The sequence below is a fragment of the Acidobacteriota bacterium genome (assembly GCA_033549365.1).
Taxonomy (GTDB): Bacteria; Acidobacteriota; Aminicenantia; order Aminicenantales; family Saccharicenantaceae; genus JAWSUF01.
In genome coordinates, this window is record JAWSUF010000001.1 from 13,183 (window position 1) to 25,441 (window position 12,259).

9 protein-coding genes are annotated in these 12,259 nt (G+C 58.9%); 6 read left to right on the forward strand and 3 right to left on the reverse strand.

All coding sequences use genetic code 11. The annotated features are described in order from the left end of the window. Positions 1–4: 4 nt before the first annotated feature. The gene (locus SCM96_00055) at positions 5–1,429 is read right to left on the reverse strand and encodes an aminotransferase class III-fold pyridoxal phosphate-dependent enzyme (GenBank protein ID MDW7759014.1); all 1,425 of its coding nucleotides are present in this window, start codon (positions 1,427–1,429) and stop codon (positions 5–7) included. A gap of 154 nt (positions 1,430–1,583) precedes the next feature. Here SCM96_00055 and SCM96_00060 point away from each other — a divergent pair, with 154 nt between their 5' ends. From SCM96_00060 to SCM96_00080, 5 genes are read left to right on the forward strand one after another with little or no spacing between them, the layout of a single operon-like run. Further along, positions 1,584–2,879 carry an alkaline phosphatase family protein gene (locus SCM96_00060; GenBank protein ID MDW7759015.1) on the forward strand — a complete coding sequence of 432 codons (1,296 nt, stop codon included), beginning with the start codon at positions 1,584–1,586 and terminating at the stop codon, positions 2,877–2,879. Then, entirely contained in the window at positions 2,879–5,014 is a 2,136-nt protein-coding gene (locus SCM96_00065) for an alkaline phosphatase family protein (protein MDW7759016.1), read from the forward strand. The genes SCM96_00060 and SCM96_00065 overlap by 1 nt, the downstream gene beginning before the upstream one ends. Continuing rightward, positions 5,011–6,999, forward strand: a complete 1,989-nt coding sequence (locus SCM96_00070) for an alkaline phosphatase family protein (GenBank protein MDW7759017.1) — start codon at positions 5,011–5,013, stop codon at positions 6,997–6,999. Before SCM96_00065 ends, SCM96_00070 begins: the two co-directional genes overlap by 4 nt. A gap of 4 nt (positions 7,000–7,003) precedes the next feature. Beyond that, entirely contained in the window at positions 7,004–7,195 is a 192-nt protein-coding gene (locus SCM96_00075; protein MDW7759018.1) for a hypothetical protein, read from the forward strand. Between the two features lie 8 nt (positions 7,196–7,203). Next, positions 7,204–8,034 (forward strand): hypothetical protein, encoded by an 831-nt coding sequence (locus SCM96_00080; GenBank protein MDW7759019.1) that lies wholly within the window; start codon positions 7,204–7,206, stop codon positions 8,032–8,034. A gap of 355 nt (positions 8,035–8,389) precedes the next feature. Here SCM96_00080 and SCM96_00085 read toward each other — a convergent pair whose 3' ends face one another. Further along, complete coding sequence (locus tag SCM96_00085; protein MDW7759020.1) at positions 8,390–9,538, reverse strand: hypothetical protein; 1,149 nt, start codon at positions 9,536–9,538, stop codon at positions 8,390–8,392. 135 nt (positions 9,539–9,673) lie between these two features. Here SCM96_00085 and SCM96_00090 point away from each other — a divergent pair, with 135 nt between their 5' ends. Then, a complete protein-coding gene (locus tag SCM96_00090; GenBank protein ID MDW7759021.1) occupies positions 9,674–10,774 on the forward strand; it encodes a 4Fe-4S dicluster domain-containing protein in 1,101 nt (366 codons plus the stop codon). Here SCM96_00090 and SCM96_00095 read toward each other — a convergent pair. Next, entirely contained in the window at positions 10,768–12,246 is a 1,479-nt protein-coding gene (locus tag SCM96_00095; protein ID MDW7759022.1) for an aminopeptidase P N-terminal domain-containing protein, read from the reverse strand. The two genes, SCM96_00090 and SCM96_00095, sit on opposite strands and share 7 nt — an antisense overlap. Between the last annotated feature and the right edge of the window lie 13 nt (positions 12,247–12,259).

Genomic DNA, 12,259 nt, shown 5'->3' on the forward strand with positions numbered 1-12,259 from the left:
CCGCTCAATCCAGAAGAAATTTCCTGAACAACGCCGCGGCACCGGCATAGGCCTCGACGGTTTTCCGGATTTGTCCGTTTCCATGAGCCGTGGAGACGGCGCCGCCGCCATGGACGATATGGACGTCCTGGATGAGGAGCGCCAGCTTGAGGATCTCCTCGCGGAGACGGACGTCCACAACGGCATCGTTCAAAAGGTCATCCGGGCTTTTCATCGTTTTTCCATCCCTTGGAAAATGGACCATGAACAGGGAGCTTCCCGGAACGACGGCGTTCCCCCATCCCGTGCACCGGACATCGAATCCCTCATCCGCAAAGGCTTTTTCGATTCCCGTCCGCAAAGAATCCCCCTTGCCGGACAGGCGTCCGTAGATACGCTCGGCATGTCCGGCCAGGTGGCCGAGCATCACGGCTCCGGCCTTGAGATAGGACGTGTGGCCCGAGAATGTTCCGCCTTCGAAAAGGACGCGGCGGCCTCCGGGAGCAGGCCTGTCGTCGCACCACTCCATGATCTCCGAACGTCCGATGACGGCGGCCACGGCATGGCCGCCGCCGATGAGCTTCCCGAAAAGCGACAGGTCGGGCCGGACATCGTAGAAGCTCTGGACGCCCGAAGGTCCGAAGCGGAACCCCGAAATGACCTCATCGAAAATCAGAACGACGCCGTGGCGCTCGGTCAATCGGCGCGCCGCCTGCAGATAGTCCCGTTCCGCGGGCATGAAGCCGCCGACGCCGAGGAAGGGTTCGACAATAAAACAGGCCAGTTTGTCGCCCCGGGTTTTAAAGACATGCTCCAGATCGTCAGGATCGTTGAAGCGGGTGACATGAGTCCGGCGGAGAAGATCGTCGGCCACTCCCGCAGACTCCGCAGAACCGAATTTTCGCGTCCGATGATGGCGGACTCCCTTGAGGAGATAGGGGGAGGCGCCGTGCCAGCCGCCTCCGATTTTGAGAATATGATCCCGCCCGGAGAAGGCCTTGGCCATCATGACGGCATACATGGCCGCCAAAGTTCCCGAGGTCGTGAAGCGGACCTTGTCGCCCGGCCATCCGGCCTGCCGAAGGAGAATTTCCGCCAGATCGATCTGCACGCGGCCTTCGAATCCCGTGTGCAGACCGCCGCTTTCGAGGAGACGCCGCATGGCCTTCAAAATGACCGGCGGGTTGTGGCCCAGGATATTGGCGTAATGGCCCTGCCAGTAATCCAGATAGACGTTGCCGTCGACGTCTTCAACTTCCGCCCCCGAGGCCGAAACCGGAAAAACCGGGTAGGGGCGCCAGAGTCGCATGGTGTGGCTGCCGCCGTGGACCAGGCTTTGTCCGGCCCGCCGGTAGAGTTTAAAACTTCCGGGCGTTTTTTTGCGGTAAAGGTCTTCCAAATGAGAGCGCAACCGTTCGATACGCATGATCCGTCGGTCTGATGTCTTCATGCCATTCCCCTGAGCCCGGCGATTCCGGGAAGCGCACGTTCCTGGTTTTCCGTAAGGCCCTTATTTAACAGCCCGAAGCCCGGAAAGTCAATCGGGCTCGGGGCGGCTCGGTTGCTTTCGGACCGTCAACCGGGTAAAATGCTTCTTCACCGCCATGAGCCTATTCAAGAAAAAAAAGCTCGACAACCGCGCCTGCGTCATCGGGCTGGACGGCGTTCCTTACGGACTCCTCCGGGATTTTATGGATCGGGGCGTGATGTCCGCGACCCGTCGTCTCATGGACGGAGGCCGGCTTCACCGGATGAAGGCCAGTCTTCCCGAAATATCGTCCGTCTCCTGGTCGAGCTTCATGACGGGAACCAACCCCGGAACGCACGGCATTTTCGGTTTCACGGACTTCAAGCCCGGAAGCTACGACATCCGGTTCCCCAATTATTCCGACCTGAAGGCGAAACCCCTCTGGGATATTCTTGGAGAAAAAGGCCGCCGCTCCATCGTCATCAACCAGCCGGCCACCTACCCGGCCCGGGAAATGAACGGCATCCTCGTTTCCGGATTCGTCGCGCTTGATCTGGCTCGGGCCGTCACTCCTCGAAGTTTACTCCAACCCCTGGAGCGGGCCGGATATCGCATCGATATCGATACGGTTAAATCCCGCGAAAATACGGAGTTTTTCTGGCGCGACCTGTCGAAAACTTTGTCCGGCCGGCAAAAAGCCCTGAATCTCTTCTGGAAGGAAGAGTGGGATTATTTTGAGTTCGTCATCACCGGAACCGACCGGCTGCATCACTATCTCTGGAACGCCGGCGCCGATCCCGACCATCCCCATCACAGGTCGTTTTTGGAATACTACAGACGGATCGACCAGTTGATCGATAAGATCGCCGTCTCCTTCCGGAAATCCACGGGAGGGTATGACGGTCTCTATCTGATGTCGGACCATGGTTTCTGCGGGATTGAAACCGAAGTTTATCTCAATGTCTGGTTGGAACGCGAAGGGTATCTGTCTTTTTCCAAGCCGAACCCGGACAGCCTGAACGATATCGCCATGGAAAGCCGGGCTTTCGCCCTTGACCCGAATCGGATTTATCTCCATCTCGAGAAGAAATTTCCCCGGGGATCCGTTGCCGCCTCGGAAAGGAAAGCCTTGATCCAGGAGATCGCCGGCCGCCTGGCGAAATTGGAGTGGAACGGCCGCAAGGTCGTGCGCAAGGCCTTTCCGGCCCGGGACATCTACTCCGGTCCTCTGACCGCCCAGGGACCCGACCTGATCGTTCTCGGAGAGAGGGGTTTCGACATGAAAGGTTCGGTCAAAAAGACCGAAATTTTCGGGAAGTCGGGCCTCCAGGGCATGCACACCTGGGACGATGCCTTTTTCTGGTCTGTGAACGATCATGGAGACGATCTGGCCATCGAAGATCTGGCCGGGATCATCCTCAAGAGATTTTAATGAACGGTTTTGACAAAAAAGCGCGTGCGATCACTGCTGCATTGCTCCTGCTGGCCATCGCACCTCTTTGCGAGGGCTATATCGGCCCGGGCGCCGGCTTTGCATTTCTGTCTTCTTTTCTGGTGCTTTTCCTGACATTTTTTCTGGCTCTTTTCTCCTTTCTGTCCTGGCCGTTTCGGTTTATCTGGCGCCTCCTGAAAGGTCAAAAAGCCTATAAAGGCGGCCGGGTCAACCGCGTCGTCATTCTGGGATTGGACGGAATGGAGCCCTCCCTGGCCGAAAAATTCATGGCCGAGGGAAAAATGCCCCATCTCTCGCGCCTGAAAAAAGAGGGAGGTTACGCCAGGCTGCAAACCACGACGCCGGCCATCTCGCCCGTGGCCTGGTCGTCGTTCATGACCGGCTCGGAACCCTCCAAGCACAACATCTTCGATTTTCTGAGCCGGGACCCGAGGACCTATCTTCCGGACCTGTCCTCGGCCAGAATCGGCGGGCCGAAACGCACCTTGTCCATCGGGAAATACAGGATCCCTCTTTCAAAACCCGAGATCCGCGGCATGCGCCGGAGCATTCCCTTTTGGAAAATCCTGGGCGATCGCGGCATTTTCTCGACCGTGATCCGGGTTCCCATCACCTTTCCGCCCGAGAAATTCCGCGGCCATCTTCTTTCGGGGATGTGTGCCCCCGACCTCAAGGGCAGTCAGGGAACGTTTTCCTTCTACTCGTCGGCGAAAACGGCCGCTGAAAATCCCGAGGGCGGACTGGTCATCCCCGTGGAAATCAAGAACGGCCTCATCACAACGTATATCTCCGGACCGGAAAACACCCTTCTGAAGACGCCCGAGGAGATCCGCCTGCCCATGACCATCACGCCGTCCGACGGCAACGGACCGGCCGTGATCGAGGTTTCCGATCAGAAAATCGAGCTTCCCGCCGGGCGATTCTCCCCCTGGATCCGCCTGTCTTTCCGTCCGGGGCTCGGCATGAAAATCCGGGCCGTCTGCCGCTTCTACATTTCCCGGATGGACCGCGGCGGCTTCTCGATGTACGTCACGCCCTTGAACATCGACCCCGAAAAACCCGCGCTTCCCATTTCCCATCCTTTCGTCTACTCGATCTACCTCGGCAAACTCCTGGGCAGCTATGTCACCCTGGGAGAAGCCAACGACACCTGGGCTCTCAACGAGGGGGCTCTCGCCGAACAGCCGTTTCTCGATCTGACCTATGCCCACCACGAGGAGTGGGAGGCCATGCTTTTCAATGCCCTGGAGAAAACGCGCAAGGGCGTCGTCATCTCCGTTTTCGAAACGACGGACAGCATCCAGCACATGTTCTGGAAATATCTGGACGCCAAACACCCGGCCCGCAAACGCGGGGAAAACCGGATGAGTGCCCGCGTCATCGAGGATCTCTATGTCCGCATGGATGGCCTGGTCGGCCGCGTCAGGGAAAAGCTTGACGGAAAAAGCGCCTTTTTCGTCATGTCCGATCACGGATTCGCGCCTTTCCGCAGAGGCGTCAACATCAACACCTGGCTTCATCAGAACGGATTCCTGGCGTTGAAGGACGGACGGGACGGATCCGGCGAATGGTTCAAGGACGTCGACTGGGATCGGACCCGGGCTTACGGTGTGGGGCTGGGAGGGATCTTCATCAATATGAAAGGCCGTGAAGCGCAGGGCCTTGTGGCTCCGGGAGAGGAAGCCCGGAAGGTCAAGGCCGCGATCATCTCGGGACTCGAAGCCCTGAATGACGGCCCGTCTCCCGCCGTCAACCGGGTCTTCGACCGCGACGTTATTTACTCCGGCCCCTATAAAGACAACGCCCCCGATCTTCTCGTCGGCTACAACAGGGGCTACCGCGTGTCCTGGGATTCCGTGACGGGAAAGATCGGCGCCGCCGTTTTCGAAGACAATATCAAGGCCTGGAGCGGTGACCACTGCATCGATCCGGCCCAAGTCCCCGGCGTTTTCTTTTCGAATCTCGGATTGACGTCGGACCAACCGTCCATCATGGACATCGCCCCCTCCGTCCTCCGGCTTTTCGGCGTTCCCGTGCCCGCTCATATGGACGGCCGCCCCATCATCGCGGACGGCCCGGAATCGGAGACGACAGACAAAGGACAACCCCAATGAAACGACGCGAGTTCATTCATATCGGGATGGGCGCCGCGGCCGCGCTGGCCGCGGGCGACATTCCCGCTCTCGCCGCCGGAAAACCCGGGAAAGCCGGGCGGCGGCCGAAAACCCTGGTGATCGGGATCGACGGTCTCGACCCTCATCTCACTCAAGTCTGGATGAAGCAGGGCCGCCTTCCGGCGCTGCAAAAACTGGTCGCCTCGGGCGGCATGCGCCGTCTGGGAACGAGTCTTCCACCGCAGAGCCCGGTGGCCTGGTCGGATTTCATCGCCGGCATGGGCCCCGGGGGCCACGGCATCTACGATTTCATCCACAGGGATCCCCAAACTTATATGCCGATTTTCTCGGCCACGGAAACCCAGGGCGGAGGTCGTACATTCCGACTTGGAAAATACGTCTTCCCGCTTTCGGGAGGACAGGTGGTCAACATGCGCGACGGACGGGCCTTCTGGCAGGTGCTGGAAGACCACGGCGTGCCGGCCGTGATCGTCCGCATGCCTTCGAATTATCCGCCCGTTCCGACGCGCCAGAGGACCTTTTCCGGCATGGGGACCCCCGACATCAAGGGATCCTACGGCATCTTCAATTATTACACCAACGCCTACCGGGAACTCGACCGCGAGGCCGGCGGAGGCGGCCGGGTTCATGAAGTTTACGTCATCGGCAACCGCGTGGAAGCCTCAATCCCGGGTCCGGTCAACACCTTTCTCAAAGACGCTCCGGAAGCCCGGGCGGATTTCCGGGTCTTCATCGACCGCGACCATCCCGTCGCCAAAATCGCCGTCCAGGGGCAGGAATTCATCCTGAAGGAAAAGGAATGGAGCGGCTGGATCCGGGTGAACTTCGACCTCATCCCGACCCAGAGCGTGAGCGGCATCTGCCGTTTCTATCTCAAGGAATTGAGGCCGAAATTCAAGCTTTACGTCAGCCCCGTCCATATCGACCCGGCCCGGCCGGCCCTCCCCCTTTCGACGCCGCCGTCCTATGCCCGCGAGTTGTCCGATCAGTTCGGGTCTTTCTTCACCAAAGGCCTTCCGGCCGACACGAGCGCCCTCGAAAACGGCGTTCTGGACGAAACCGAGTTTCTCGAACAGGACGAGGATATCCTCAGGGAAAGCCTGGAACTCTTCGAGTATGAGCTCAATCGGTTCAACGAGGGTCTCTTTTTCTATTATTTTTCGAACGCCGATCAGAGGCAGCACATGTTCTGGAGATTCCTCGACAGGAATCACCCCTCCTATGATCCGGACCTTGCGGAACGATACCACGACGTTATCGCCGATACCTATGTTCAGATGGATCGGGCCGTCGACACGGCTCTGCGCAAAGCGGACAAGGACACTGTGGTCATGGTCATGTCGGACCACGGTTTCAACCCCTTCCGCCGCGGCTTTAACCTAAACAGCTGGCTCCTCGATAGCGGGTATCACCGGTTGACCGACTCCCGCAAGCGTGCTGAAACCTCGCTGTTCATGGACACGGATTGGTCGAGAACGCAGGCCTACGGCGTCGGTCTCAACAGCCTTTACATCAACGAAAAGGGCCGGGAACGGGAAGGAACGGTTGCGCCGGGCGCCGATAAAGACCGGCTCATCCGCGAGATCGCGGACCGTCTCGAATCCATCGTGGATCCCGCCACGGGAGAACGGCCCATCCTTCGGGCCTATGTGTCGCGGGACGTCTATACGGGGAAGCACTTGGATTCGGCGCCGGACATCGTCGTCGGATTCAATCAGGGTTACCGGATCGCCTGGGAATCCCCTCTCGGCGGTTTCCCGGAAGAGGTTCTCACGGACAACCGGGAAAAATGGAGCGGCGATCATATGTCTTCGCCCGAGGTCATCCCCGGCATCCTGGCGATGAACCGCCCGATTCCGGCCGAGGCCCCGAAGCTCAAGGATGTCACGGTCTCCATTTTGGATCTCTACGGGATCGGTCCCGACGAGGACATGACGGGCCGGTCCGTTTTTCACAAGGAGTGATCGCATGGGCATGGCGAAAATCAAAATCGACAAGGACCTTTTCAACAAGGTGAAAACCTACGCGGAAATGTCCGGCTACTCGTCTCCCGAGGAATTCATCCGGCATTGTCTGGAGAAGGAAATCGGCAAAATCGAAGAGGCCGAATCCGAGGAAGAGATCAAGAAGAAACTCAAGGGATTGGGTTACATCTCCTGAGGCCGGCCATGCAGATGATCAACGCGGCCGCGGTTTCCATCTTCGATTTCGCCTTTCGGCCATTTCTGAAATTGTCTCCCTGGGCCGGACTGGCGGCCGCGGCTCTACTGACCGCCGTTTTCATGCTTTTCATTTTCCGCTGGACATCCAATCAAGCCGGCGTCAAGGCGGCCAAAAACCGGATCAAGGCCCACCTTCTCGAGATGCGGCTCTACAAGGAACAGCCGGCAGTCATTTTCCGGGCTCAGGGCCGGATTCTTCTGGCCAATCTGAAATACATGGGTCACAATATGCGGCCCCTGGCCGTCATGATCATTCCCCTGGTCTTCATCCTGGCCCACCTGAACACCCGGTTCGGCTACGAGGCGCTTGAAACCGGCGAGCCCTTTCTTATCAAGGTTCTGACGGCGGAGACGACCGCGTTGCCGTCCGCCATGGATCTTCGCCTCGATGTTCCGGAAGGGGTTGTCGTTGAGACACCTCCCGTGCGGATCGACGACGAACGGGAAGTCGTCTGGCGCCTGAAGGCCGGCAAACCCGGAAAATCAGCGATCACGGTTCGGGCGGGTTCGGCCTCCATCGAAAAGTCCCTGGCCGCGGGCGTCTCTCCCCTCTCGGGTATTTTCCCGCGAAAGATGAGAAAATCCATTCTCGACCAGTTTCTTTATCCGGGAGATCCTCCCCTGGATCGTGCGTCACCCGTCCGCCGCGTCGAGATCGCCTATCCGGCGGCCCGAATGAACCTTTTCGGCTGGAACATGCACTGGATCATTCCCTATTTCGTCTTATCGTTGATTTTCGGCTTTGCCCTGAAGGGGCCTTTCAAAGTCGAAATTTAAATACTCACATCCGAAAGCTTGTGTCGTCGAATCGGCTTCCGCTCTTCGGGCTCGGGTGAATCCCTTCACAAGACGTGTCCGGGCCCCGGCACCACCCGTCCACCCCAGCTCCGAAACTGTGCGTGAAAACTCCAAGATTTTTTTCTTTCTACTTATCTGGAGTTTTCACCCTTCGGGCAAGTCGATCTCACCATTCCGGCTTCGTCCCAGCCTGTTCGACGTAGCTGAACTACGCCTTCACAAACTGCATCCTTGCCGGAACGGCCACCTCGGCCTGCGCACAGTCCCGGTTCTCGGTTCTCGCTCTCCTCGATTTTTCCTTTACAGATCCCTGAAATTTAAGTCCTGAGGTATTTCAAAACACGAGGTAGCGGCCGTCCTGCATGACGGTTTCGGCCGGGCCTTCGGGATAAAACAGGACGATGGAGCGGACCCGGACCCGGGGCTGGACGGCGGGGATATAGATCCTATCGAGGTGGACAACCTCCGAGGGCGAAGAGAAATCTTTGGGGCCGATCCGGCCGCCGAAATGATCGCTTCTTCCGAAGGCGATGTGCAGACCCAGCTTCTCATCCAAAAGAATTTCCCCGACGGGTTTGATTCCGAAATCGCCCAGGACACCAAAGCCGAGTTCGGCCATATTGCCGTAGGCGGGTTCCCGGGTCAAACGATCCTGTTCCTCCCTGGCGGCGGGTCCTGCGCCTTCCGCGTCCATGGCTCTGTTGTTTTCAATCGTGAAATCAACGATTTCGCCGCCGATTTCGACGGGCAGGACTCCCGAGGTCCGGCTGGCCTCTCCGTGTTCGCCCTCATAGGGAACAATATAGGTTTCGCCGCTCGGGAGATTTCCCGCAGTGCCCTTTTCCGGAAAACGGCCCGAACTCATATGGGCGTTGCGGAAACGCAGATCGAAAAGAACGTGACACGATCCCGCCCCTTCGACATCGAACTCGACGGCAGCGCTTTCCGCCCGGTCGAGTTTCTTCTTGAGCAGAGCGACGCGCCGGCCGACTTCGCCGTAATCGATGCGAAGGGCCGGAATCATGACTTCGGAAAAGCCGGGCATCGTGGCCGCCCGGAATCCGTAACGGGCCGCGGCGTTTTTGAGCGGCGCCGTTGTCGAATATTCCGTGGGTGCAAGGAAGATCTGGGTTTCAGAGAAAATTGTGGATGTGGTTTTTCGCTCTCCGGCTGCGCCCAATCGCTCAGCCGAAGGCGGGAGTTCGCCTGTGACAACGATCAGTTCGTCCGGAAGATCGGCGTTGTTGGATCCGACATCGGGATAGGCCAGGAGCCGGACGGCCTCAAGAGGAATGTCGCTGACACCGGACTGAAATCGGCGGTGCCAATCAACGGCCATGGCTCTCCGTATCTTCCAATCGGGGTTGTCCCGATCGGGCGTTCGCGGCACATCGACAAGTATCCCCAGGACGCGATCGTCCTCGAATCTGGGAAAAACGGATTGAACAAGCTTGACAAGATCCTGTTGTGAAAGTCCGGCCATGACACGCCTCCTTCCGGGGATTGGGAATTCCACTATATCGGCGGCCCGACGGTCCTGTCAAATCCGAGATCCGCGATGTCGAACTTTTGATGTCACGAAGGATTTGATATAGTATTCCGCCCGAAGGAGATCGAAATGAGTTCGGATATCCCGCACGGTCGATACGACGAGAGGGACATCCCATTCTCGCGCATCCGGCTGCGGCCCGGAAGTCCCGAATACCGGGCTTATTACGCCATGCGCCCGGAGAAAAAAATCGTCGACGACGAAATCCGTGCGCTTCCGGGACTTCTCTCTCCTCATGCCTCTTTCGCCGATCCCTTTCTTTTCGCTTCGCCGGAAGGGAGCTTTTTCCTGACCGAAGCCCTGCGCGACGGCGTGGACGGCCCGGTTTCGGGAACGATCCGGAATTCCGGACCCGAGGCGATGACGAAGTACCTGAAATCCCTGGCGATTTATTACGGCGCCCGGGACGTCGGAATCGCGGGAATCCGCCCTTATCATGTCTATTCCCATGTCGGACGGGATTTCCAACGTTACGGCGAACTCATCCCCTTCGAGCCTGGTTTTGCCATCGTTTTCACCGTGGTCATGAACCGGCGGATGACGGCTGCGGCGCCTCATGCCCCGTCAATCATGGAATCGGCACGACAGTATGTCGAGGCCGCCCGCATCGCCGTGTCTCTGGCCGCCGCCCTGCGCAGCCTGGGACATCCCGCCCGGGCGCATATCGACGGCAACTACCGGGTCATCGCCCCGCTTGTCGCCCGCGATGCGGGACTTGGAGAGATCGGAAGGATGGGTCTTCTCATGACGCAGCGTCTCGGTCCCCGTGTTCGGATCGGCGTCGTGACGACGCCGCTCGAACTGGTTCCCGACCGGCCGACACGGGACGAAACAGTGATCGATTTCTGCGCCCGGTGCCTGAAATGCGCCGTCAACTGTCCGGCCCGGGCCATTCCCTCAGGCGGCCGGGTGGAAAAAGACGGCGTTCTCCGCTGGGCGATCGACGGCGATGCCTGTTTCCGATACTGGAATGTCATCGGAACGGACTGTGCGCGATGTCTGGCCGTCTGTCCTTATTCCCACCCCGACAACGTCTTTCACAATGCCGTGCGCTGGGGCATCCGGCGTTCGGGTCTTTTCCGAAGAGCGGCCGTCCGGCTCGACGACGTGTTTTACGGCCGGAAACCCCGTCCGGCCGAAGCGCCCGTTTGGACGAAGGTTCGCTATTGACGCTTCATCGCCGCTTCGATGTCGGCGACGGTTTTTGGAGCCGTGTTGGATAGCACCCTGTTTCCGGTCTCCGTAATGAGAACATCGTCTTCGATGCGGATGCCGATTCCGGCGTACTTCTCATAGACCGGTCTGACCTTTGCGGCAAACACATCCAGCTCCTCCGCCGAAGCCATGTCTCCGAACAATTCGTGCAGATGATCCAATCGGTCGGCCAGAAGATAGACGCCGGGTTCGATGGTCATGACCATCCCCGGGACGATTTCCCGTCCGCGCACCTTGGGGTCAAGAATGTAGGAATCCCGATCGGCCGGCTCCAGATCGCCGTAGCTTCCCACGTCGTGGACATTCAGGCCGATGTAATGGTTGTTGCGGTAGTGAATATAGAACCGCTTTTGCCACCAGGATTCGGAATCGGTAATCAACCCCATCTCGTGAAGCCCAGAAACGATGATCTGAGTCGCCCGGTGATGAGGGTCGAGAATCCGGTTTCCGGGAACCATCAGCGCGATGGCCTCTTCCTGGGCCCTGAGGACCAGGTCATAAAGCTCCCTTTGCGGCCCGCTGAACCGGCCGTTGACCGGAATGGTTCTCGTAACGTCGGCGATATAGCCCCGGCAAGAGGCGCCAATGTCCATGAGCAAAAGGTCGCCGTCTTCAAGCCTGCGGGTATTTCCGGGATAGTGGAGGACGGCGGCGTTGGGTCCGGAGCCCACGATGGATGAGAAGCCGACCGGAAGCCCGTTTTTTCGAAAGACATACTCGATTTCCGCCTGGATATCGTATTCCATCTTCCCCGGCGCCGCGGTTTGAAGCACGCGTCGGTGGGCCAGGGCGGTGACCTCTACGGCTTTCTCAAGCTGGGCGATCTCCCAGGTATCCTTGACGACCCGCATTTCGTGGAGAATCGGCGCAAGGTCGGCCTGAATCGTCCGATCCCGATTCCCGCCGGCCCAGGTTTCCAGGACATCGGCGACCCTTCTGTCTCCGTCATGATAGGAAACCGATCGCCGGCCCGCCAATATCCCGGGCAGCATTTTTTCGAATTCCCCGGCGGGGTAAGCGGCATCGGCGCCGAATGTTTCGACAGCCCCCTCAACTCCGGGTCTTTCCCCGTCCCACAGCGTCGCCATGGGTCTTCGGGGAAAGACAAAAAGAACGAAGGGATGTTCCGCCCCATGAACGAGAACGGCAGCGGCCTGCCGCTCGCCCGTCAATCCCGTCAGATAAAGAAAATCGTTTCCTGCCGCCGCGGTGATGACCGCGGCCTGCCCCGACATCTTTTCGAGAAGGTGCTGTCTTCTTGTTTCGAAGATCCGGACGTCGAAAGCCGGGGGTTCCAACCGGGAAATGAATTCGTGCGGCAGCGTGGAGGAAATTTCCGGCCCGGGTCGGCAGGCCCCGGAGATTCCGAAAAGGCTCGCCCCGGCGCAGAGAATGAGGCCGAAGGTGATGAGTCTGAACGCTTTCATCGAGGGTTTGTCT

Bases quoted from the DNA above. Each gene is read 5' to 3' on its own strand.
- SCM96_00080 (MDW7759019.1), top strand. From the start codon at position 7,204: ATGCAGATGATCAACGCGGCCGCGGTTTCCATCTTCGATTTCGCCTTT.
- SCM96_00085 (MDW7759020.1), bottom strand. From the start codon at position 9,538: ATGGCCGGACTTTCACAACAGGATCTTGTCAAGCTTGTTCAATCCGTT.
- SCM96_00070 (MDW7759017.1), top strand. From the start codon at position 5,011: ATGAAACGACGCGAGTTCATTCATATCGGGATGGGCGCCGCGGCCGCG.
- SCM96_00065 (MDW7759016.1), top strand. From the start codon at position 2,879: ATGAACGGTTTTGACAAAAAAGCGCGTGCGATCACTGCTGCATTGCTC.
- SCM96_00090 (MDW7759021.1), top strand. From the start codon at position 9,674: ATGAGTTCGGATATCCCGCACGGTCGATACGACGAGAGGGACATCCCA.
- SCM96_00075 (MDW7759018.1), top strand. From the start codon at position 7,004: ATGGGCATGGCGAAAATCAAAATCGACAAGGACCTTTTCAACAAGGTG.
- SCM96_00095 (MDW7759022.1), bottom strand. From the start codon at position 12,246: ATGAAAGCGTTCAGACTCATCACCTTCGGCCTCATTCTCTGCGCCGGG.
- SCM96_00060 (MDW7759015.1), top strand. From the start codon at position 1,584: ATGAGCCTATTCAAGAAAAAAAAGCTCGACAACCGCGCCTGCGTCATC.
- SCM96_00055 (MDW7759014.1), bottom strand. From the start codon at position 1,429: ATGAAGACATCAGACCGACGGATCATGCGTATCGAACGGTTGCGCTCT.